The organism is Nocardioides sp. cx-169 (assembly GCF_021083605.1).
GTDB lineage: Bacteria > Actinomycetota > Actinomycetes > Propionibacteriales > Nocardioidaceae > Nocardioides.
In genome coordinates this window covers 26165-48758 of record NZ_JAJNRO010000004.1, presented here as the reverse complement: position 1 = coordinate 48758, position 22594 = coordinate 26165, and the positions used below count along the sequence as shown (strand labels likewise).

Here is a 22594-nt window from a genome sequence, read left to right as displayed (position 1 = left end):
CTCATGACGGCACTTCCGACCGCCACGACGTACGACGCCGCCTGCACCCTCCTGGGCGGCGGGCCGGTCGTCGTCCTCACCGGGGCCGGGCTCTCCACCGACTCCGGCATCCCGGACTACCGCGGGCCGGGGTCGCCGACGCGGGCCCCGATGACCTACCAGGAGTTCGTGTCGGGACCGGCCGCCCAGCAGCGCTACTGGGCGCGCAGCCACCTGGGCTGGGGCCGGATGCGGCACGCCGCCCCCAACGACGGCCACCGAGCCCTGGCCAGGCTCGACCCGGAGCTGCTCATCACCCAGAACGTCGACGGGCTGCACGAGGCGGCCGGGTCGCGGCGGCTGGTCGCGCTGCACGGGCGGATCGCCGACGTCGTGTGCCTGGGCTGCCGTGCGACCACGTCGCGGGTGGCGCTGCACGAGCGGATGGCGGCGCTGAACCCCGGCTTCGCCGAGCGCCACGCGACGGCCGAGGTCCGGCCCGACGGCGACGTGGAGCTCGACGACACCGCCGGCTTCGTGGTGCCGGCGTGCGAGGGGTGCGGCGGGGTGCTGAAGCCGGACGTCGTCTTCTTCGGCGAGAACGTCCCGGTGCACCGCGTCGAGCGCTGCTACGCGGCGGTCGAGGCGCTGGCGCCCGCGGGCGGCACCCTGCTCGTGGCCGGGTCCAGCCTGACCGTGATGAGCGGCCTGCGGTTCGTCCGCCGGGCCGCGAAGCTCGGCGTGCCGGTGGTGATCGTCAACCGCGGCAGCACCCGCGGCGACGAGCACGCGACGTACAAGCTGGACGTCGGGTGCTCGGAGTTCCTGGGGGCGCTGGCGGGCTGACCGGCGGGCTGGGCGGGGACGGGTCGGTCCTCAGAGCCGCTTGACGAAGATGTGATCGGCCGCGTCGGGGACGATCTCGGCGGTCTCGCCTCCGGAGCCGACGAGGACGCCCTCGTCCGTGGCGACGACGGTGACGGTCTTGTCGGGCAGGGCACCGACGCGGCGCATGGCGCTCATCAGGGCCTCGTCCTTCTGCATCTCCTCGGAGATCCGGCGCACGAGCACCCGTCCCTCCTCGGCACCGGCGGCCTGGGAGAGCGACTCGACGCCGTCCATGAAGTCCTCGCCGACCTCGACCTGGCCGAGCTCCTCGAGGCCGGGGATCGGGTTGCCGTACGGCGAGGCGGTGGGGTGGTCGAGGAGCTGGAGCAGGCGGCGCTCCACGGTCTCGGACATCACGTGCTCCCAGCGGCACGCCTCCTCGTGGACGAGCTCCCAGTCGAGGCCGATGACGTCGGTGAGCAGCCGCTCGGCGAGCCGGTGCTTGCGCATCACCCGGGTCGCGAGCTGGAGACCGACGTCGGTGAGCTCGAGGTGCCGGTCGCCCTGCACGGTGAGCAGCCCGTCGCGCTCCATCCGGGCTACCGTCTGCGACACCGTGGGGCCGCTCTGGTGCAGCCGCTCCGCGATGCGGGCACGCAGCGGCACGATGCCCTCCTCCACGAGCTCGTAGATCGTGCGGAGGTACATCTCGGTGGTGTCGATCAGGTCGCTCACCCACCCATTCTGACGCATGCGTGGATGTCCCTGGCATCGTGGACGCGATGCCCGCTGTCATGTGGTTCCGCCGCGACCTTCGCACCCGCGACAACCCCGCCCTCGTGGAGGCGTGCGCCGAGGGCGAGGTGCTCGCGCTGTTCGTGCTGGACCCGGCTCTCTGGTGCCCCTCAGGCCCCTCCCGTCGCAGCCACCTGACCGCCTCCCTGCGCGCCCTGGGCGCCGACGTCCCGCTGGCGGTCGTGCCCGGCGATCCGGTACGACGTGTGGTCGAGGCCGCCCGGGAGGTCGGGGCCCAGCGGGTCCACGTCGCGGCCGACTTCGGGCCCTACGGTCGCGTCCGCGACGCCGCGGTCGAGCGCGCGCTGGCCGACGCCGGCGTCGAGCTCGTCCGCACCGGCTCGCCGTACGCCGTCGCGCCGGGGCGGGTGACCAACGGCAGCGGGGAGCCCTACCGGGTCTTCACGCCGTACTCGAAGGCCTGGGCCGAGCACGGCTGGCGCGCGCCCGTCGACGCGCCGACCGACCCGGCCTGGCTGAGCCTGCGCGAGACGACCGACCTGCCGGACATCCGGCTGCCGGAGGGTCTCGCCCTGCCGGAGGCGGGCGAGGCCGCGGCGCACGGTCGCTGGGCGGACTTCCTGGACGTCGTCGCCGCCTACGGCGACGACCGTGACCGACCGGCCGTCGACGGCACGTCCCGGCTCTCGGTGCACCTCAAGTACGGCGAGATCCACCCCCGCACGCTGCTGGCCGACCTGGCGGGGCTGCCCAACCCGGGCGCGGCGACCTACCGCAAGGAGCTGGCCTGGCGGGAGTTCTACGCCGACGTGCTGTTCGCCCGGCCGCGCACGGCCCGCGACTACCTGCGTCCCGAGTTCGCTCGGATGCGCTACGACGACCCCCGTGACCACCTCGAGGCCTGGCAGGAGGGCCGCACCGGCTTCCCCGTGGTCGACGCGGGGATGCGCCAGCTGCGCGCCACCGGCTGGATGCACAACCGGACGCGGATGGTTACGGCCAGCTTCCTGGTCAAGGACCTGCACGTCGAGTGGCAGCACGGGGCCCGCCACTTCATGCGCTGGCTGGTCGACGGCGACCTGGCCTCGAACCAGCACGGCTGGCAGTGGGTGGCCGGCAGCGGCACCGACGCCTCGCCGTTCTTCCGGGTCTTCAACCCCACCAGCCAGGGCCGCCGCTTCGATCCGGAGGGTGCCTACGTGCGCCGGTGGGTACCCGAGCTGACCGACGTCGCCGACCCGCACGACCCGGGCCCCGACGACCGCGACCGGGTGGGCTACGCGCACCCGATCGTGGATCATGCGCAGGAGCGCCGCGAGGCCATCGCCCGCTGGGAGGAGATCCGATGAACCCGTCGAACGACCGGCTGATCGTGCCCCGACGCTTCTGCGGCCCGCCCTCGTCCGGCAACGGCGGCTGGACCGCCGGCGCCCTGGCGGCGACGATCCCGCTCGACGCGGGCCGAGGTCACGCCTGGCCCGCGGTCACCGTGGCGCTGCGCCAGCCGCCTCCGTTGGACGTCGCGCTGCCGCTGACCGACGACGGCGGCGCCCGCGTCGCGACGTACGACGGCCGCCCGGTCGCGCAGGCCCGGCGGGCCGAGCGCGACCTCGAGCCGGTGGGACCGGTGCCCGCCGACGAGGCGCGGGGCGCCGAGGCGACGTACCCCGGCCTGCGCTCGCACCCGTTCCCGACCTGCTTCGCCTGCGGCACCGAGCGCGAGGAGGGCGACGGGCTGCGGATCTTCCCCGGCGAGGTGACGCCGGAGGACGGCCAGGCCCGCGCGGCCGGGACCTGGAGGCCGCACCCGAGCCACGCGGAGGACTGGCACGAGTACCGCGACGACGTGCCGCACGCGTCGCTGCCCGTCACCTGGGCGGCGCTCGACTGCGTCGGCGCCTGGGCCGCCGACATGGCCGACCGACCGATGGTGCTCGGGACCATGACGGCGAGGGTGGACGCCCTGCCGGCGATCGACGAGGAGCACGTGGTGGTCGGAGCCGCACGCGGCCAGGAGGGCCGCAAGACGTTCACGGCCTCGACGCTGTACGACGCCGACGGGCGGGTCGTGGCGTGCGCCGAGCACGTGTGGATCACCATCGAGCCGGCGGCGTTCGCGTGAGCGGGCGCGAGTGGTGGCGCCAGGCGGTCGTCTACCAGGTCTACGTGCGCAGCTTCGCCGACTCCGACGGCGACGGCGTCGGCGACCTGCCCGGCATCACCTCGCGGCTGCCGTACCTGCGCGACCTCGGCGTCGACGCGGTGTGGGTGACGCCGTTCTACCGCTCCCCCCAGCACGACCACGGCTACGACGTCGCCGACTACACCGACGTCGACCCGCTGTTCGGGACGTTGGCCGACGCGGACGCGCTGGTGAGCCGCGCGCACGAGCTCGGGCTGAAGGTCATCGTGGACCTGGTGCCCAACCACACCTCGCACGAGCATGCCTGGTTCCAGGCCGCGCTGGCCGCCGAGCCCGGGAGCCCGGAGCGGGCCCGCTACCTCTTCCGCACCGGACGCGGCGCGGACGCAGGCGAGCCGCCCAACAACTGGCTCTCCGTCTTCGGCGGCCCGGCCTGGACGCGGGTGGGGGACACCGACCAGTGGCACCTCCACCTCTTCGACAGCACCCAGCCCGATCTCGACTGGCGCAACCCCGAGGTCGCGGCGATGTTCGCGGACGTGCTGCGCTTCTGGCTGGAGCGCGACGTCGACGGCTTCCGCGTCGACGTGGCGCACGGCCTGCTCAAGGAGGAGGGCCTGCGCGACCAGCGCGGGCAGCGCACCGAGCTCGACCACTTCGAGGTCGGCGGCCTCGCTGAGGACGCCCCGATGTGGGACCAGCCCGAGGTCCACGAGGTCTACCGCCAGTGGCACCGCATCCTCGCCGAGTACGCCGGCGACCGGATGGCCGTCGCGGAGGCCTGGACCAGCACCGTGGAGGCCAACGCCGCCTACGTGCGCGGCGACGAGCTGCATCAGGCGTTCAACTTCGACTGGGTGCTGGCGCCGTGGTCGGCCACCGCCTTCGCGGAGGTGATCGAGCGCACCCTCCCGGCCATGGAGGCGGTCGGCGGCACGCCCACGTGGGTGCTGAGCAACCACGACGTCCAGCGCCACGCGACCCGCTACGGCGGCGGAGCGATCGGCCGGGCGCGGGCCCGCGCGGCGACCCTGCTCTCGCTGACCCTGCCCGGCTCCGCCTACCTCTACCAGGGCGAGGAGCTCGGCCTGGAGGACGTCGAGGTGGCGCCGGAGTACCGCCAGGACCCGTCCTGGTTCCGCACCGGCCAGCCGGGGCGGGACAGTTGCCGGGTGCCGATCCCCTGGTCGGGCGACCGACCGCCGTACGGCTTCGGGCCCGGCGAGGGCCAGCCCTGGATCCCTCAGCCCGACGACTGGGCGCCGCTGACGGTGGCGGCACAGGAGGCCGACCCGGAATCCACGCTCGCGTTCTACCGGCGGGCTCTGGCGCTACGGCGGGAGTGGCTGCGCGACGCCGGCGACGACATCACCCTCACCGTGCTCGACGACGTCCTCACCGTGCGCCGGGGGCGGGTGACACTGGCAGTCAACTGCGGCTCGCACGCCGCGCCGCTGCCCGCAGGCGAGACACTGCTGGCCACCGGGCCGGCCGACGGCGGGCTGCCTCCCGACACCGCGATCTGGGTCAGGACGAGCTGACACCGTCGCGGCCCGACCGGGTGAACATGAACTTGGTCACGACCCGGGTTGGGTCACGTCCGGCTGGTCAGGCCTCGTCGATCGGGCCCCCGGCCGGTCGGCGACCGGCCGAGCACCTCGTTGTAGTCCATGAGCAGCCTGGTGAAGTCCTCCAGGCGTTCGTCGGTCCAGTCGCCGAGCCGCTCGTCGAGCCACTGGCGGCGGTGGCGCGCCACCTCGTCGAGGCGCGCCGCCGCCTCGTCCGTGGCCGAGACCAGCCACGCCCGGCGGTCATCGGGGTCGGGCACCCGGACCACGAGCCCGAGGTCCACCAGGTGCTGCACCTGACGGCTGATCGCGCCCTTGTCCGTGGAGAAGATCTCCGCCATCGAGGAGGCCCGCAGGGGGCCGTGCTCGGCGACGTAGCTCAGCATCAGGTACGCCGCCGGCTGCAGGTCCTCGTGCACGAGCTCGGCCCTGACGGCGACGACCCGCTTGACGCGACGCATCATCACGCCCACCTCCTGCTCGAGGTGGCGCAGCAGCTCGACTCTGGTCATCGGGCGGCCGGCTCTTCGGCCTCGGCGGCCACGAAGTTGGAGGTGCGCAGCGGCACCTCCTTGATGAAGAGCACGCAGATCAGCGCGGCGACCGCGAACGGCGTGGCGACCAGGAACAGGTGACCCACGGCCTCACCGAACGACGCCTCGTACAGCGCGCGGATCGGCGCCGGCAGCGTGTCCAGATCGGGGATGGCGCCGCTCGAGTGCGAGTCGGGCCGGATGTGCATCTTGGCCAACCCGTCCTTGACGCTGTCGGCGACCTGCGTGGCCAGGATCGCGCCCAGCGCGGAGACGCCGATCGAGCCACCGAGCGAGCGGAAGAACGCGACGACCGAGCTGGCGGCGCCCATGTCCTCGATGCGGGTGTTGTTCTGCACCGAGAGCACGAGGTTCTGCATGGTCGCACCCAGGCCCAGGCCGACCAGCGCCATGTAGCCGCCCACGACGGCGAGGTGGGTCTTCTCGTCGATCGTGCCGAGCAGGAACAGCCCGAGGATGACCAGGACCATCCCGCCCACGAGCCAGCGCTTCCACAGGCCGGTGGTGGTGATCATCCGGCCGGTGACGATCGAGGAGACCAGGAGGCCGCCGACCATCGCGATCGACATCAGGCCGGCCTCGGTGGGCGACATGCCGCGGGCGAGCTGGAAGTACTGGCTGAGGTAGACCGTCGAGCCGAACATCGCCACGCCGACCATGACCGACGCGAGCGTGGCCAGGGCGGTCGTCCGGTCGCGGAACAGGCGCAGCGGGATGATCGGGTCGGCGGCGACGCGCCACTCGACGTACACCGCGAGGGCGATGACGGCGATGCCGCCGGTAAGCATCAGCGCGGTCGTGCGGGAGGCCCAGTCGAACTGCTGGCCGGCCAGGGAGACCCAGACGAGCAGGACGCTCACGCCGCCCATGATGAGGGTCGCGCCGAGGTAGTCCACGTGCACCTTGCGCCGTACGACGGGCAGGTGCAGGGTCCGCTGGAGGACGACGAAGGCCAGCGCGGCGATGGGCAGCCCCACGAAGAAGCAGCCGCGCCAGCCGAGCGGGCTGCCCACGATCAGGCCGCCGATGAGCGGGCCGCTGACCGTGGCGATCGCGAAGACCGCGCCGATGTAGCCGGAGTAGCGGCTGCGCTCGCGAGGGCTGACCATGGTGGCGATGACGACCTGCACGAGCGCGGTCAGGCCGCCCACGCCGAGGCCCTGCAGGGCACGGGCGCCGATCAGGACGCCCATGGTGGGTGCGAACGCGGCGACCAGCGAGCCGGCCGAGTAGATGACCAGCGCCGTCTGGACGAGCAGCTTCTTGCTGAACAGGTCGGCGAGCTTGCCCCACAGGGGGGTGGTGGCCGTCATCGTCAGCAGGGTCGCGACGACCACCCAGGTGTAGCCGGTCTGGCTGCCCTCGAGGTCGGTGACGATCACGGGCAGTGCGTTGGACACGACCGTGCTCGACATCATGGCGACGAACATCGCGAGCAGCAGGCCGCTCAGGGCCTCCAGGATCTCGCGGTGGGTCATCTGGACGGGGGCCTGCCCCGACGGGATGGACGGGGCGGACGGGGGGACTGCCTGTGACACAGAAGCTCGATTCATGCGTGCTAGAAGGTTGCCAAGATCAACTATATCCCCTGCTCGTCGTCCCCGGCATCCACTGTGTCCAGCCCCACGCCGGGGGCTTGCGGAAATGCAGCGACCCGCAGGCGTGGCCTTCCGGAGAAGGCCGCTCCGGGGGACGTGATCCCGGATCGCCTGCGGGTCGGGTAGCTGCTAGGAATTCGTCAGCAGCCTGCCGGGCACTTCCACCCGGCATGATGCTGGGCTGCTAGCGGGCAGCCACCTCACGCGTCCTCAAAGAACTCATTCTTCGGACCACCTCCTTTCCCGTGTACGTCCACCGTAGGTCGCCGCGGCCCGCCGCTCAAGGGGATATCAACCGCAGGCGGGCCGCCCCCCTCACGCGAGCGCCGCGGCGAACTGGGAGCGGTAGAGCCGGCTGTAGGCGCCGCCGGCCGCGAGGAGCTCGTCGTGGGTGCCCTGCTCGACGATCCGCCCCGCCTCCATGACCAGGATCAGGTCGGCGTCGCGGATCGTGGAGAGGCGGTGCGCGATCACGAACGACGTCCGGTCACTGCGCAGCGCGGCCATCGCGTGCTGCAGGAGCAGCTCCGTGCGGGTGTCTACCGAGGAGGTCGCCTCGTCGAGGATCAGCAGCGCCGGGTCGGAGAGGAAGGCGCGGGCGATCGTCACCAGCTGCCGCTCGCCGGCCGAGAGGTTGCCGCCGTCCTCGTCGATCATCGTGTCGTAGCCGTCGGGCAGCGAGTGGACGAAGCGGTCCACGAACGTCGCCCGGGCCGCCTCGAGGATCTCATCCTCGCTCGCCCCCGGGCGACCGTAGGCGATGTTGTCGCGGATGGTGCCCTCGAAGAGCCAGGCGTCCTGCAGCACCATCCCGATGCCGCCGCGCAGCGTGGCGCGCGGCATCGCGGTGATGTCCACGCCGTCGAGGGTGATCCGTCCGGCGTCGAGCTCGTAGAAGCGCATGACCAGGTTGACCAGCGTGGTCTTGCCGGCACCGGTCGGCCCCACGATCGCGACCGTCTGCCCCGGCCGGGCGACGAGCGAGAGCCCCGAGATGAGCGGCTCGGCCGGGTCATAGGAGAACGAGACGTCCTCGAAGGCGACCTGACCGCGACCGTCGAGGAGCGGCTCCCCCGCCACGTCCGGCACCTGCTCCTCGGCGTCCAGCAACTCGAAGACCCGCTCGGCAGACGCGACGCCGGACTGCAGCAGGTTCATCATCGAGGCCACCGTGGTCAGCGGCTGGGTGAACTGCCGCGTGTACTGGATGAAGGCCTGCACCTCCCCCAGCGACAGCGTCCCGTTGGCCACGCGCAGGCCGCCGACGACGGCGATGACGACGTAGTTGAGGTTCCCGATGAACATCATCAGCGGCATGATCAGCCCGCTCACGAACTGCGCCTTGAACGACGCCTCGTACAGCTCGTCGTTCTCGACCTCGAAGGTCCGCTCCACCTCCGGGCGCCGGCCGAACACCGTCACGAGGGCGTGACCCGAGAAGGTCTCCTCGATGTGGGCGTTGAGGCGGCCGGTGCGCCGCCACTGGGCGACGAACTGGCCCTGCGAGCGCTTCATGATCCGGGTGGTGGCATACATCGACACCGGCACCGAGACCAGCGCGATGAGGGCCAGCACCGGCGAGATCCAGAACATCATCGACAGCACCGCCACCACGGTCAGGAGCGAGGTGAGCAGCTGGCTCATCGTCTGCTGCAGCGTCTGGCTGACGTTGTCGATGTCGTTGGTGACGCGGCTGAGCAGCTCACCGCGCGGCTGCCGGTCGAAGTACTGAAGCGGCAGCGCGTTGACCTTGTCCTCGACGTCGGCACGCATGTCGCGGACCGTGCCCTGCACGACGTCGTTGAGCAGGTATCCCTGCAGCCAGGACAGGACCGACGCGCCGATGTAGATCGCGAGCACGCCAAGCAGCACGTCGCGCACCGCGTCGAAGTCGATCGGCTCCTGGGCGAGGTAGCCGTCGAAGATCAGGTCCGTGGCTTCGCCGAGGATCCTCGGACCCAGCGACATCAGAGCGACGCTCACGACGGCCAGCGCGACCACGGCGTAGGCCTGGCGGCGCCGCGGCGCCATGCGGCGCAGCATGCGGCGGGCCGAGGGGCCGAAGCTCATCGCCTTCTGTCCGACCATGCCGCCGGCCATCGGACCGTGGCCGGGGCCACCGGCCGGCTGGATGCGCTCGGTCTCCTTCATCGTGCCCGCGGTGTCGCGCGTCGGGGCGCTCATGCCGCCTCCTCCGCGCTCAGCTGGGAGGTGACGATCTCCTGGTACGTCGGATTGCCGGCGAGCAGCTCTTCGTGGGTGCCGCGCCCGACGACGTGGCCGTCCTCGAGCACGAGGATCAGGTCGGCGTCGCGGATCGAGGAGACGCGCTGCGCGACCAGGACCACCGTGGCGTCGCGGGTCTCCGGGCGCAGCGCCGCGCGCAGGCGGGCGTCGGTCGCGAGGTCGAGCGCGGAGAACGCGTCGTCGAAGAGGTAGATCTCGGGACGGCGTACGAGCGCGCGGGCGATGGCCAGGCGCTGGCGCTGGCCGCCGGAGACGTTGGTGCCGCCCTGGGCGATCGGCGCGTCCAGGCCCTCCGGCATCGCCTCGACGAAGTCGCGCGCCTGCGCGATCTCCAGGGCACGCCAGAGCTCCTCGTCGGTGGCGTCCGGCTTGCCGTGGCGCAGGTTGGAGGCCACCGTGCCGGTGAAGAGGAACGCCCGCTGCGGCACCAGGCCGATCTTGGACCACAGCATGGTGGGGTCGAGATCGCGGACGTCCACGCCGTCGACGCGCACCTCGCCTGCCGTCGCGTCGAACAGCCGCGGCACCAGGTTGAGCAGGGTGGACTTGCCCGCGCCGGTCGACCCGATGACGGCGACCGTCTGCCCCGCGCGGGCCTGGAAGCTCACGTCGTTCAGCACCGGCTGCTCGGCGCCGGGATAGGTGAAACCCACGCCGTCGAGCTCCAGCACGCCGCGTCCCGTCACCTCGTGCACCGGATGCGCTGGCGGGACCACGGACGAGTCGGTGGCCAGCACCTCGGCGATCCGGTCGGCACAGACGGCCGAGCGCGGCACCATCATCAGCATGAACGTGCCCATCATCACCGACATCAGGATCTGCATCAGGTAGCTCAGGAAGGCGGTCAGGGCCCCGACCTCCATCTGCCCCTGGTCGACGCGGTGGCCGCCGAACCAGATCACCGCGACGCTGGAGACGTTCACGACGAGCATCACGAGCGGGAACATGGTGGCCATCCACCGGCCGGCCCGAACCGACACCTCGGTGAGGTCGTCGTTGGCACGCGCGAACCGGCGGGTCTCGTGCGGCTCCCGGACGAACGCGCGGACGACCCGGATGCCGGTGATCTGCTCGCGCAGCACGCGGTTGACGCCGTCGATGCGCTCCTGCACCAGCCGGAAGCTCGGCACCATGCGGGACACGACGAGGCCCACGCACACGAACAGCGCGGGCACCACGACCGCCAGCAGCCAGGACAGCCCCAGGTCCTCGCGCATCGCCATCAGGATGCCGCCGACCATCATGATCGGCACCGAGACCGCCATCGTGCAGGTCATCAGCGTCAGCATCTGCACCTGCTGCACGTCGTTGGTGTTGCGGGTGATCAACGACGGGGCGCCGAACTGCGCGAGCTCGCGCCCGGAGAACGAGCCGACCCGGTGGAAGACGGCCGCGCGCAGATCGCGGCCGAACGCCATCGCCGTACGCGCCGAGAACCAGACGGCCACGACCGAGCACGCGACCTGCACCAGCGAGACGGCGAGCATCACGGCGCCCACGCGGACGATGTAGTCGGTGTCGCCGACCGCCACGCCGTCGTCGATGATGTCGGCGTTGAGGCTCGGCAGGTAGAGCAGCGCGACCGTGGAGACGAGCTGCAGGACGACGATCACCGACAGCGAGGCGCGGTAGGGGCGCAGGTAGGTGCGCATCAGCTGGAGCAGCATCAGTCCCTCCTCCCGAGGCCGAGCAGCACGGTCTCGACGATCTGCTCGGGGGTGAGCAGCCGGCCCTCGGTGACCTTCGGGTGGCTGCCCGCGAAGGTCAGCAGGCGCAGGATGTGCAGGAAGTGGTCGACGGGCACGGCGAGCTGGTCGCCGTCCTCGCCAACCAGGTCGGTGAGCAGCAGCGTGAGGCGGGCTCGCCGCTCCTCGGCCTCCTCGGAGTCGTGCACGTGGCCCGGCGGCCCGACCAGCTCGACCTTGAGCATCAGGTCGAAGGTGGCGCGGAAGCGCTGCTGCAGCACGCTGACCAGGTCGAGCAGCCGCGCGCTCAGCGGCTGGTCCCGGTCGATGCCCTCGATGCGCGCCACGAGGTCGCCCGGCTCGAAGGCCCGCGCGAGCGCCGCGTCGACGAGCTCCTCCTTGGAGTCGAAGACCCGGAAGATCGTCCCCTCAGCGACCCCCGCCGCCTCTGCGATCTGGCGGGTCGTGACCGCGCGACCGTGGACGCGCAGCAGGCGCAACGTCACGTCGGTCAGCTCGGTGCGACGCTCGTCGGCCGCCATCGGCCGGGCACGGGGTGGCATGGGTGCGACTGTAACTGAGTGAGCGCTCACTCACAACGGGGTTCTGTCGGCAGGGTTATCAGCAGATGCTGATAACCCTGCCCTTCTGGGGCAGAACAACGGCCCAGAAGGGCAGGAGAAGGCCCAGAGGCTCCACCCGATGCCTACGGCGCCAGCCGTACCGTCGTCCAGCCGCCGCCCCCGCCGACGCGATAGACCAGCCGGTCGTGCAGGCGCCCGCGACGGCCCTGCCAGAACTCCACGACCTGCGGGCGGACGAGGTAGCCGCCCCACTGTGGCGGCACCGGCACGTCGTCGGGGAAGCGGCGCTCGGCCTCGGCGTAGGCGTCTTCCAGCTCGCCGCGGTCCGCGACCGGCTGCGACTGGTGGGAGGCCCAGGCGCCGAGCTGGGAGCCGCGGGGACGAGAGACAAAGTACGCCTCGACCTCGTCGCGCGGCAGGAGCTCGGCGGTGCCGTCGACGCGGACCTGCCGCTCCAGGAGGTGCCAGGGGAACAGCAGTGCGCAGGCCGGGTTGGCGGCGAGCTCCTCGCCCTTGCGCGAGGCGGTGTTGGTGAAGAAGCGGAAGCCCTCGTCGTCGTAGCCCTTGAGCAGGACCAGGCGCGACGACGGCCGGGAGTCGGCCCCGACCGTGGAGACGACCATGGCGTTGGGCTCGTGCAGCCCCGCAGCGCGTACGTCGGCGAACCACCGCCCGAACATCGCCACGGGATCCCGGGCCAGGTCGGCTTCGGCAAGCCCTCCGGCGGCGTACTCCTGGCGAAGCGCGGCGATGTCGGAGTCGTCGTGAGTGTTGTCTCCCATGACCTGCAGGCTAGGCCGTGGTGCAGAATGCCTGCGGCGCGCCCGGCACCCGGGCGCCAGACGAAGGAGTCGCCACAATGACCGAGGTACACCACGGGCTGGAGGGCGTGATCGCCTTCGAGAGCGAGATCGCCGAGCCCGACAAGGAGGGCTCCGCGCTTCGCTACCGCGGCGTCGACATCGAGGACCTCGTCGGTCGGGTGCCGTTCGAGAACGTGTGGGGCCTGCTGATCGACGGCAGCTACACCCCCGGCCTGCCGCCGGCCGAGCCCTACAACCTGCCGGTCCACACCGGCGACGTCCGCGTCGACGTCCAGGCCGCCGTCGCGATGCTGGCCCCGGCGTTCGGCTTCGGCCAGACCTACGACATCTCCGACGAGCAGGCCCGCGAGGACCTCAGCCGCGTGGCCGTCATGGTCCTCTCGTACGCCGCCCAGTCGGCGCGCGGTCTGCAGCTGCCGGTCGTCCCCCAGCGGCTCGTCGACCAGGGCGGCACCCTGGCCGAGAAGTTCCTGATCCGCTGGAAGGGCGAGGCCGACCCCAAGCACGTGCACGCCATCGACGCCTACTGGTCGTCGGCGGCCGAGCACGGCATGAACGCCTCCACGTTCACCGCGCGCGTCATCACCTCCACCGGGGCCGATGTCGCGGCCGCCTTCTCCGGCGCGATCGGCGCGATGAGCGGCCCCCTGCACGGCGGCGCCCCCTCGCGGGTGCTGGGGATGATCGCCGATGTCGAGGAGTCCGGCGACGCCGGCGCCTACGTCAAGGGCCTGCTCGACCGCGGTGAGCGGCTGATGGGCTTCGGCCACCGCGTCTACCGCGCCGAGGACCCGCGCGCCCGCGTGCTGCGCCGTACGGCGAAGGAGCTCAATGCGCCGCGCTACGAGGTCGCCGAGGCACTGGAGAAGGCCGCGCTGGCCGAGCTCCGCGAGCGCCGGCCCGACCGCGTCCTCGAGACCAACGTGGAGTTCTGGGCCGCGATCGTCCTCGACTTCGCCGAGGTGCCGCCGCACATGTTCACCTCGATGTTCACCTGTGCGCGCACCGGCGGCTGGTCCGCGCACATCCTGGAGCAGAAGCGCACCGGTCGCCTGATCCGCCCGTCGGCGATCTACACCGGCCCGAGTGCCCGCGGCGCCGACGAGGTCGACGGCTGGAAGTCGGAGTGGGCCGGCTGAGCCGAGCCGTCGCGCCCCGTGAGCGGCTCCGTCCGGAGCCGCTCACGGTCGCGCACTGGGAGTCACGATGAGCGACGCCAGGCTGTGGGATGGTCGACCGGCGCGGGGCTGACGGCCGACCAGACGCTCGCGCTGGTGGAGGACGTCGGGCTGACCGCGCGGCTGCGGCGGCTCCCCGAGGCCGTCTACTGGGGTCGCGAGATCACCGACGAGCGCTACCTCGTCGTCGGCGACTGAGCCTCGGCCCGCGTGGTTCGCGCGAGATGGGCGACTCCGCGGGCGACCTTCACCGGGAGCAGCATCGCGCCCTCCTCAGACGAGCGGCTTGCCCAGCGTGCGGCTGAGCGGTGAGTCACGGTAGTAGCCGTAGCCCGGGATCGCCACGTAGCCCGACGATTCGTAGAGCGCGATCGCCTCCGGCTGCTTGATCCCGGTCTCCAGGACCAGTGCCCGGGCGCCCGCGGCGCGCGCCGACGCCTCCAGGTGCGCCAGCATGCGGCGCGCGAGCCCCTGGCCGCGTGCCGCCGCCACGACGTACATGCGCTTGACCTCGCAGGTCTGCGTGGTGCCGAACGCCTCGACGGTCGAGCGCCGCCAGGCCCCGGTGGCCACGGCGACGTCGTCGACGTAGCCGACGAAGAAGCTGCCGTGCGGCCGCTCGAACTCCAGCGGGTCGACCGGGGAGTCGTCCTGCCCGCCGTAGCGCACGACGTACTCGGCCTGCACATCGGCGACCAGGCGCACGGCGTCGGGGTGGCCGTAACCGACGCGCTCGATCCGCACAGCAGTCCTCCGATTTATCGCGCGTGCAACGGTGCTGACACAATAGGGACCTCCCTGACAGCGTCGTCAGCACCCACCCCTCCCACCTCGGAAGGTTGCCACGTGAGCGACGCCCTCCAGATCCCCGCAGACCTCCTGCCCGCCGACGGCCGCTTCGGCGCCGGCCCGTCGAAGATCCAGACCAGCCACCTCGACGCACTGGCTGCCACCGGCTCCTCGCTGATGGGCACCTCGCACCGCCAGGCCCCGGTCAAGGACACCGTCGGCCGCGTGCGGGAGGGTCTGGCCGCACTGTTCTCCCTGCCTGACGGCTACGAGGTGGTGCTCGGCAACGGCGGCGCGACGGCGTTCTGGGACATCGCGACGTTCGGCCTGATCCGGACCAAGAGCCAGCACCTGTCGTTCGGTGAGTTCTCCTCCAAGTTCGCCAAGGCCGCGGCCGACGCGCCCTGGCTGGACGCGCCGTCGGTGATCAAGTCCGAGCCCGGCTCGCGGCCGACGGCCCAGGCCGAGGCCGGCGTGGACGCCTACGCCTGGGCCCACAACGAGACCTCGACCGCCGTGATGGCGCCCGTCGTACGCCCCGAGGGCGCCGACGAGGGCTCGCTGGTGCTGGTCGACGCCACCTCCGGCGCTGGCGGCCTGCCCGTCGACCTCACTCAGGTCGACGCCTACTACTTCGCCCCGCAGAAGTGCTTCGCCTCCGACGGCGGGCTCTGGATCGCGCTCATGTCGCCGGCCGCCCTCGAGCGCGCCGCGACGATCGCGGCCAGTGACCGGCACATCCCGGCGTTCTTCGACCTGCCGACCGCCATCGACAACTCCGCGAAGAACCAGACCTACAACACCCCGTCGGTCGCGACCCTCTTCCTCATGGCGGAGCAGCTGGACTGGATGAACGCCCAGGGCGGCCTCAGCGGGATGGTGGAGCGCACCACCGCCTCCTCCGACGCGCTGTACGGCTGGGCGGAGAAGACGTCGTACACCACGCCGTATGTCGCCGACCCTGACTCCCGCTCGCTGGTGATCGGCACCATCGACTTCGACGACGCCATCGACGCGGCCGCGATCGCCAAGACCCTGCGCGCCAACGGGATCGTCGACACCGAGCCCTACCGCAAGCTCGGCCGCAACCAGCTCCGCATCGCGATGTACCCCGCCATCGACCCCGCCGACGTCGAGTCTCTCACCGCCTGCATCGACTACGTCGTCGAGCACACCGCCTGAGCCCCGCTGACCCGTCACAAGCTCGCCGGATTCCCCGCTGACCCGTCAGAAGCCTCTGACGGGTCAGCGGAGGGCGGCCACGACGGCGTCGTACGTGGGGCCGTCGAAGGCGACGATCCGCGCCTCGGTCACGCCGGTCTCGGTGGCGCGCAGGGTCTCGACCGCCGCGGCGATCGCGTCGTCCTTGGGCCAGCCGTAGATGCCGGCGCCGACCAGGGGGAAGGCGACGGTACGGGCGCCGAGCTCGTCGGCAACGCCCAGGGCGCGGGAGTAGCAGGACGTGAGCAGCGACCGGTCGGTCTGGCCGGCGCGGCGGTTGGGGCCCACCACGTGGATCACCCAGCGCGCCGGCAGGTCGCCCGCAGTCGTCCAGCCCGCGTCACCGGTGGCCAGGCCGTGCGGGAAGCGGCGCACGCAGTCCTCGAGCACGGCCGGTCCCCCGACGCGATGGATGGCGCCGTCGACGCCTCCCCCGCCGCGCATCTCCGGGCTGGCGGCGTTGACCAGCGCATCGACGTGTTGCTCGGTGATGTCGCCCTGGACCGCGGAGAGCTCCACGTCAGGTCTGCTTGAGCAGCTTGAGCGTCGCGCGCTCCAGGGCGGCCTGGCGCTCGTCGGGGGTGTCGTAGGAGCGCCGCGTCGTGCCGCGGATCGTCTTGCCCTCCTCGTAGGCCTCGATGATCCGCGGGTCGACGTAGGAGGAGCGCGCCAGCGTCGGGGTGTTGCCGAGGAACTCCGAGACCTCCTTCATGGCGCCGGCCACCGCCCGCTTGCGCGAGGCCCGGGTCTCCCCGTGCTCCTCGGCCTCGGCCAGGGCCGCCGCGGCGAGCACCGTCGCGTGCCAGGTCCGGAAATCCTTGGCCGTGGCCTCCAGCCCGGTGCTGCCCCGGACGTACTCGTTGACCAGCTCGGGCAGGATCGAGCGCCAGGAGCGCCCGTTCTTGTACGCGAGGAGCCGCAGGTCGCCGCCGCGGCGGCGGCGCATGATCTCGATCGCCTCGATCACCGTGACGTCGTCGATCTCGATGCGGTGGTCGACGCCGGACTTGCCGACGAACGCGAAGACGAGCCGGTCCCGGCGCCGCTTGACGTGCCGACGCTCCAGCGTGGTCAGCCCGAAGCTGCCGTGGGTGTCGGCGTAGATGTCGTTGCCGATCCGGAAGTAGCCCAGGTCCAGCAGGCGTACGGCGGCGGCGCAGGCGCGCTCCAGGGGCATTCCCTGGCGGCCCAGGTCGGTGACCACGAGCTCGCGTGCGCGGACCAGGGCCCGGCCGAAGTCCTGCATCCGGTCGAACTTCTCCGCGTCGCGTCGCTCACGCCAGACCGGGTGATAGAGGTACTGGCGGCGCCCGGCGTCGTCGGTGCCGACGGCCTGAAGATGACCGTTCTCGTACGGCGTGACCCAGACGTCCTTCCACGCCGGCGGGATCACCAGGCTCCGGACCCTCTGCACGTCCTCGTCGGGGAGCCTCTGGCCGTCCTGGTCGAGGTAGACGAAGCCCTTGCCCGCCCGGCGGCGGATCCAGCCCGGCTGGTCGGGCGACGTGCGGCGCAGTCGTGGCACCCGGCGACCTTATGCCGGACGCACGCGCACGCGTCTCACCCGCAGGGGTCTCATCGGCGGCGCAGCGCGTAGAGCAGGACGACGAGGACCCCCAGGCCGAGCCACCCGGTGAGGAACCACGGCCAGAAGGGGCGCTCGTCCGACGCCTCTTCCGGCAGCTCGCGGCCCTCGCGGCCCTGTGTCGCGGGCGCCGGCTCCCGGGTCGTACTCGCACTGGGGGTGGGCGTGGGGCTGGGCGGGGGCGGCGTGACCACGTCCCGCAGCGCGCCAGGCAGGTCGATGCGCAGCACCTCGCTGCGCTGGCCCTCGCTGCTGACGTAGACGGTGCCGCGCGCGTCGACCGCGATCCCCTCGCCCTGCTCCTGCCTCGGCAGGTCGACCGTCGCCACCGGCTCCAGCGACGGATAGGCATAGAAGACGGCCCGACCGTAGTCGCGGAGCACCAGGTGCCGGCCGTCGGGGAAGAACGCCCCGTCGGTGACGAAGCCGAGCACCGGGCCCAGGGGCCGCAGGCGGTTCGGTTGCGACGTGCTGAGCTCGCGTGGGGCGGCGTACAGGGTGCCGCCGAGCAGCTCCTTGGAAGCGACGAGCACCTGCTGGGTGACCGGGTGGACGAGCAGCGCCTCGGCATCGACCGGCCCACCGGGGTAGGTCACCTCGAACACCTCCGGGGCGACCTCCCGCTGCTCACGCTCGAGCGGCAGCCGCAGCAGCCGCACCGAGTCGCGGTTGCGGCGGTTGTCGCCGATGTCCCCCACCAGGACGCGGTCGCGTCCCCACGGCGCGACGGCCTCGACGTCGGTGGCCTCACCCCAGGACGCACCGCCGACGGTCTCGCCGTCGCGGTCGACGACGAACGTGCGGCCCTCGTCGCCGGAGTCGTTGACGGTCACGAACAGCCCGCCGGAGGCGACCAGGCCGCTGGACTCGACGATCTGGGGGTCTGCGAACTCGAGGACGACGTCGCGGCGCTCGGCGTCGGCGGAGGTCAGCCCCAGGGCGAACGGCACCACCATCGCCCCGGCCAGCAGCCGCTCCACCACGAGCATCATGCGTCGAGCAGCACGGCCAGTCGCGGGGTGATCCCCCAGAGCTCGACCAGCTCGTCGTACTCACGGCGCACGGCGCCGTCGGAGTCCGGGGCACCGGTGCGGACCGCGCGCAGCAGCGTGTTCCGAGGGGTGTGCTTGCTCTCCACGAACTGCATCACGTCGACCCGGTAGCCCTGCGCGCGCATCAGCGAGGACCGCAGGCCGTCGGTGAGCGTGTCGGCCAAGCGCTCGCGCAGGATGCCGTGGCGGGTGAGCATGGCGTACGGCGTGGGGGTGGCGGCGCTGCGCAGCTGGGCCGCGATGTCGTGGTGGCAGCACGGCGCGGCGAGCACCAAGCTCGCGTGCCACTCGACCGCTCTCGCCAGAGCCTCGTCGGTGGCGGTGTCGCAGGCGTGCAGCGCGAGCACGACCTCCGGCGCCGGGTCGAGCTGGACCCCGGAGATCGAGCCGACCACGAATTCGGCGCCGGCGCCCAGCTCGGCGGCGATCACGGCGTTGTGGTCCCGCGACTGCTCGCGCACGTCGACGCCGGTGAGGTGGATCGGCAGCCCGCGCACCGAGGTCAAGAACCGCTCCGCGGCGAACGTGAGGTAGGCGTTGCCGCAGCCGAGGTCGGCGATGCGCAGGGGCTCCTCGGGGGTAGGGCGGCGCAGCCTCCCCTTGGTGATCGCGTCGGTGATCGAGGAGTCGAGCAGCCGCAGGAACTCCTCCACCTGGCGGTACTTCGCGTGACGGCTCGGCTTCATCCGGCCCTGGGCGTCGCTGAGGCCGAGGGCCCGGAACACCGGGTCGCTCTCCGGCAGCAGCCGGTCCTTGTCACGGTCGTGGCCGCGGTCGACCTCGGCCGCCTCGGCCCGGGCGCTGGTGTGCGCCATCGCCTCGAGCTTCTTGGTGACCCTGATCTGGTGGACCTCGGTGAGCGTCTCGACATGCCAGTTGCCGAACGGCTCCCGGAGCAGCTCGTCGACGGCCGCCGGCGCCGCCGCCAGCGCATGGTTGCTGGTATGGGCCTGGGTCTCGTCGTAGGCCACGACCTGGAGGTGCCGACCTGCCTTGAGATCGACGTAGCGCAGCTCCACTCGGCGCCAGCGCGGCGGCTGTCGGCCCTTGTGCCGGCCCGACGCCACGGCCCGCACGAGGGTGTCGGGGTCGAGCAGCAGCCCGCGCACGCGGTCCATCACGACCAGCAGCGGCTCGCTCATCCGCGCACCAGGGCCGTGATCACGACGAGCAGCAGCAGACCCACCAGGGCGACCGGGATGACCAGTCGGCGATAGCGTGGGTTCATCCAGGCAGTCTAGGAGCGAGCAGCTCGGCGAGGTGCATCGCCCGTACCCCCGCGAGGTCGTCGAGCTGCAGTCGGCAGGACAGTCCGTCGGCGAGCACCACCGTCCCGGGGGCCGCGGCACGCACGGCCGGGAGCAGGTGGGTCTCGGCCACCGCCACCGAGACCTCGTAGTGGCCCTGCTCCATCCCGAAGCTGCCGGCCAGCCCGCAGCAGCCCGCGACCCGGGTCACCGACGCCCCGGTCGCGGCCAGCAGCCGCTCGTCGGCGTCCCACCCCAGCACCGAGGCGTGGTGACAGTGCGGCTGCGCCACCACCTCGGTGCCGGTCAGGTCGGGCAGCGGCCAGCGCAGGCGCTCCCACAGCTCGGCCAGCGTGAGCACGCCGCCCGCCACCACCGCCGCCCGCGGGTCCTCGGTCAGCTGAACGGCGTCGCTGCGCAGCGTCGCGAGGCAGGACGGCTCGAGGCCGAGCACCGGCACCCCCGACGCGACGTACGGCGCCAAGGTCGCCACCGTCCGCGCCAGGATCGTGCGGGCGCGGTCGAGCTGGCCCGTGGTCACCCAGGTGATCGCGCAGCAGGCGTCTTCGGGGATGACCCGGGCGGTGAGCCCGGCCGCCGCGAGCACCCGCAGCGCGGCCGTGCCCGCGACCGGGTGGAAGTGGTCGGTGAAGGAGTCGGCCCACACCCACACGTCCGGAGCGCCGGGCTCAGCGGAGCGGACCTGGGAGCGCAGCGTCCGCCGGGCGAAGACCGGGAGCGAGCGCCTGCGGTCGATGCCGGCGCCCGCCTTCGCCAGCCGCGCCACCGCGCCGAAGCGCAGCAGGGCGTTGGCGACGCCGGCCACGGGCGCCACCCGGTCGGCCCAGGCCGGCAGCCAGCCGAGCGTGTAATGGGCGCGCGGGCGGCGCCGTCCCCGGTAGGTCTGGTGGAGCACCTCCGCCTTGTAGGTGGCCAGGTCCACGCCGGTCGGGCAGTCGGACGCACAGCCCTTGCAGGACAAGCACAGGTCGAGCGCCTCGTGAACCGCGGGATCGGCCAGGCCGTGGACCAGGGTGCCGTCGAGCGCCTCCTGCAGGACCCGGGCCCGCCCCCGGGTCGAGTCCTTCTCCTCGCGGGTGGCCTGGTAGGAGGGGCACATGACGTCGGCCGAGGTCGCGGCGACGCATCTGCCGACGCCCGTGCACCGGTGGACCGCGTCGCCGAGCGAGCCACCGTCGTGGGTGAGCCGCAGGGCCGGGGAGATCGACAGCCGCGGCCGGCCGGGCCGGAGGTCCGCGTCCAGCGGGGCGGGCGCGACCAGCACCCCGGGGTTGAGCAGGCCGTCGGGGTCGCAGGCGGCCTTGACCGCCCTGAACAGCGCCAGGGAGTCGGCGTCGTACATCAACGGCAGCAGCTCCGAGCGCGCGCGTCCGTCGCCGTGCTCGCCCGACAGCGAGCCGCCGTGCTCGCGCAGGCGCAGCGCGCTCGCGGTCAGGAAGTCGCGGAAGACCCGCCGCCCACTGGCCCCGTCGTGGAAGGGGAAGTCGATGCGGACGTGGACGCAGCCATCGCCGAAGTGCCCGTAGGGGACCCCGTCCAGGCCGTGCTCGCGCAGCAGCTCGTCGAAGTCGCGCAGCCACGCCCCGAGCCGCTCGGGCGGCACGGCCGCGTCCTCCCAGCCGGAGTAGGCCGGTGTCGCCAGGCTGCGCGCGGCCAGACCCGCGCCGTCCTCGCGGATCCGCCACAGCTGGGCGACCTCCCCCGGGTCGCTCACCCGCCGCCGCTCCAGGCAACCCGACGCCGCCTCCAGGTCCGCCAGCAGGCTCTCGGCGTCCTCGCCAGCGACCTCGACGAAGAGCCAGCCCGCGCCGCGGGGCAGCTCCGGCACGGCTCGGCGCGCGCGGACCAGATCGACGATCCGGGAGTCGAGTCCTTCGCATGCCACCAGCCGACCACGGGCCGCCGACAGTCGCGGCCGGCTCTCCACAGCCAGCAGGGCCGGCACCGCGTCGGCGGCCTCGACCACCGACGAGTAGCCCAGCACCAGCAGGTGCCGGACCTCCTCGGGAACCAGCGACACCGTCACGTCACGCAGCAGCGCGAGGGTGCCCTCCGAGCCCGCCAGCAGCCGGTCGACGCGGCGCCCGCTCTCCGGGAGCAGGTGCTCCAGCGCGTAGCCGCTGACCTGCCGGGAGAACCGCCCGAAGTGAGTGCGCACGTGCGCCAGGTGCGCGTCGGCCAGCTCCCCGAGGCGCGCCGACACATCGGTCTCACCGGAGCCGAAGAGCGCGTCGACGGCGACCAGGTTGTCCGACGTGCGGCCGTAGCCCAGCGCCCGTGACCCGCACGCGTTGTTGCCCACCATGCCGCCGATCGTGCAGCGGGTGTGGGTCGAGGGGTCGGGCCCGAGCCTGAGACCGTACGGCGCCGTCGCGGCCTGCAGCGCCGCGTGGACGACCCCCGGCTCCACCCGTGCCGTGCGGGCCTCCGGGTCGATCTCGAGGATCCGGCGCAGGTGTCGGGAGGTGTCGACGACGATGCCCTCCCCCACGGCGTTGCCGGCGATCGACGTTCCGGCCCCGCGCATCGTCACCGGCACGCTCGCGCTTCTCGCCACGGCAAGCACCGCATCCAGCTCGTCGCGGTGCTGCGGGCGCACCACCACCCGCGGCACGACGCGGTAGAGCGAGGCGTCGGAGGAGTAGAGCGCCCGGGCCAGCGCCGAGTCGTCGACGTCCGCGACCCCCTCACGCCGCAGCGCGGCGACCAGGTCGCTCACGCTCGCCCCTGGTTCA

General features: G+C 72.5%; 20 protein-coding genes. 7 read left to right on the top strand and 13 right to left on the bottom strand.

Annotation, left to right across the window (positions count from 1 at the left end; translation table 11 throughout):
• Positions 1-3: 3 nt before the first annotated feature.
• Entirely contained in the window at positions 4-825 is an 822-nt protein-coding gene (locus LRP67_RS05915) for a Sir2 family NAD-dependent protein deacetylase (RefSeq protein ID WP_231269264.1), read from the top strand.
• A 30-nt stretch (positions 826-855) separates the two neighbouring features.
• Here the strand turns inward: LRP67_RS05915 and LRP67_RS05910 are convergent, their stop codons facing one another.
• A complete protein-coding gene (locus tag LRP67_RS05910) occupies positions 856-1542 on the bottom strand; it encodes a metal-dependent transcriptional regulator (protein ID WP_231269263.1) in 687 nt (228 codons plus the stop codon).
• Between the two features lie 47 nt (positions 1543-1589).
• Here LRP67_RS05910 and LRP67_RS05905 point away from each other — a divergent pair, with 47 nt between their 5' ends.
• From LRP67_RS05905 to LRP67_RS05895, 3 genes are read left to right on the top strand one after another with little or no spacing between them, the layout of a single operon-like run.
• On the top strand, positions 1590-2912 hold the full coding sequence (locus LRP67_RS05905; protein WP_231269262.1) for a deoxyribodipyrimidine photo-lyase: 1323 nt from the start codon (positions 1590-1592) through the stop codon (positions 2910-2912).
• Positions 2909-3685, top strand: a complete 777-nt coding sequence (locus tag LRP67_RS05900; RefSeq protein WP_231269261.1) for a hypothetical protein — start codon at positions 2909-2911, stop codon at positions 3683-3685. The genes LRP67_RS05905 and LRP67_RS05900 overlap by 4 nt, the downstream gene beginning before the upstream one ends.
• Complete coding sequence (locus tag LRP67_RS05895) at positions 3682-5247, top strand: glycoside hydrolase family 13 protein (protein WP_231269260.1); 1566 nt, start codon at positions 3682-3684, stop codon at positions 5245-5247. The genes LRP67_RS05900 and LRP67_RS05895 overlap by 4 nt, the downstream gene beginning before the upstream one ends.
• 53 nt (positions 5248-5300) lie before the next feature.
• Here LRP67_RS05895 and LRP67_RS05890 read toward each other — a convergent pair whose 3' ends face one another.
• From LRP67_RS05890 to pdxH, 6 genes are all read right to left on the bottom strand, one after another.
• Positions 5301-5786, bottom strand: a complete 486-nt coding sequence (locus LRP67_RS05890) for a MarR family winged helix-turn-helix transcriptional regulator (RefSeq protein WP_231269259.1) — start codon at positions 5784-5786, stop codon at positions 5301-5303.
• Positions 5783-7306, bottom strand: a complete 1524-nt coding sequence (locus LRP67_RS05885; protein WP_231269258.1) for an MDR family MFS transporter — start codon at positions 7304-7306, stop codon at positions 5783-5785. Before LRP67_RS05885 ends, LRP67_RS05890 begins: the two co-directional genes overlap by 4 nt.
• Positions 7307-7741: 435 nt before the next feature.
• Positions 7742-9610, bottom strand: a complete 1869-nt coding sequence (locus LRP67_RS05880) for an ABC transporter ATP-binding protein (RefSeq protein WP_374107396.1) — start codon at positions 9608-9610, stop codon at positions 7742-7744.
• Positions 9607-11340 (bottom strand): ABC transporter ATP-binding protein, encoded by a 1734-nt coding sequence (locus tag LRP67_RS05875; protein ID WP_231269257.1) that lies wholly within the window; start codon positions 11338-11340, stop codon positions 9607-9609. Before LRP67_RS05875 ends, LRP67_RS05880 begins: the two co-directional genes overlap by 4 nt.
• Positions 11340-11921 (bottom strand): TetR/AcrR family transcriptional regulator, encoded by a 582-nt coding sequence (locus tag LRP67_RS05870; protein WP_231269256.1) that lies wholly within the window; start codon positions 11919-11921, stop codon positions 11340-11342. Before LRP67_RS05870 ends, LRP67_RS05875 begins: the two co-directional genes overlap by 1 nt.
• Before the next feature lie 143 nt (positions 11922-12064).
• Positions 12065-12724: a pyridoxamine 5'-phosphate oxidase gene (pdxH, locus tag LRP67_RS05865; protein WP_231269255.1), complete on the bottom strand. Its 660-nt coding sequence runs from the start codon at positions 12722-12724 to the stop codon at positions 12065-12067.
• Positions 12725-12801: 77 nt separating this feature from the next.
• On the opposite strand from pdxH, the gene LRP67_RS05860 reads away from it, so the two are divergent.
• Positions 12802-13905, top strand: a complete 1104-nt coding sequence (locus tag LRP67_RS05860; RefSeq protein ID WP_231269254.1) for a citrate synthase 2 — start codon at positions 12802-12804, stop codon at positions 13903-13905.
• 84 nt (positions 13906-13989) lie between these two features.
• Positions 13990-14142 (top strand): hypothetical protein, encoded by a 153-nt coding sequence (locus LRP67_RS05855; RefSeq protein ID WP_231269253.1) that lies wholly within the window; start codon positions 13990-13992, stop codon positions 14140-14142.
• Between the two features lie 75 nt (positions 14143-14217).
• Here LRP67_RS05855 and LRP67_RS05850 read toward each other — a convergent pair whose 3' ends face one another.
• Positions 14218-14688 carry a GNAT family N-acetyltransferase gene (locus LRP67_RS05850; RefSeq protein ID WP_231269252.1) on the bottom strand — a complete coding sequence of 157 codons (471 nt, stop codon included), beginning with the start codon at positions 14686-14688 and terminating at the stop codon, positions 14218-14220.
• Positions 14689-14790: 102 nt separating this feature from the next.
• On the opposite strand from LRP67_RS05850, the gene serC reads away from it, so the two are divergent.
• A complete protein-coding gene (gene serC / locus LRP67_RS05845) occupies positions 14791-15915 on the top strand; it encodes a phosphoserine transaminase (RefSeq protein WP_231269251.1) in 1125 nt (374 codons plus the stop codon).
• A gap of 63 nt (positions 15916-15978) precedes the next feature.
• On the opposite strand, the gene LRP67_RS05840 is transcribed toward serC, so the two are convergent.
• The 5 genes from LRP67_RS05840 to LRP67_RS05820 form a co-directional block, all read right to left on the bottom strand.
• Entirely contained in the window at positions 15979-16473 is a 495-nt protein-coding gene (locus tag LRP67_RS05840; protein ID WP_231269250.1) for a macro domain-containing protein, read from the bottom strand.
• A 1-nt stretch (position 16474) separates the two neighbouring features.
• Positions 16475-17479 (bottom strand): DNA topoisomerase IB, encoded by a 1005-nt coding sequence (locus LRP67_RS05835; protein WP_231269249.1) that lies wholly within the window; start codon positions 17477-17479, stop codon positions 16475-16477.
• A gap of 50 nt (positions 17480-17529) precedes the next feature.
• Positions 17530-18531 carry an esterase-like activity of phytase family protein gene (locus tag LRP67_RS05830; RefSeq protein WP_231269248.1) on the bottom strand — a complete coding sequence of 334 codons (1002 nt, stop codon included), beginning with the start codon at positions 18529-18531 and terminating at the stop codon, positions 17530-17532.
• Complete coding sequence (locus tag LRP67_RS05825) at positions 18528-19733, bottom strand: SAM-dependent methyltransferase (RefSeq protein WP_231269247.1); 1206 nt, start codon at positions 19731-19733, stop codon at positions 18528-18530. Before LRP67_RS05825 ends, LRP67_RS05830 begins: the two co-directional genes overlap by 4 nt.
• Before the next feature lie 82 nt (positions 19734-19815).
• Complete coding sequence (locus LRP67_RS05820; RefSeq protein WP_231269246.1) at positions 19816-22578, bottom strand: FAD-binding and (Fe-S)-binding domain-containing protein; 2763 nt, start codon at positions 22576-22578, stop codon at positions 19816-19818.
• Positions 22579-22594: the final 16 nt, after the last annotated feature.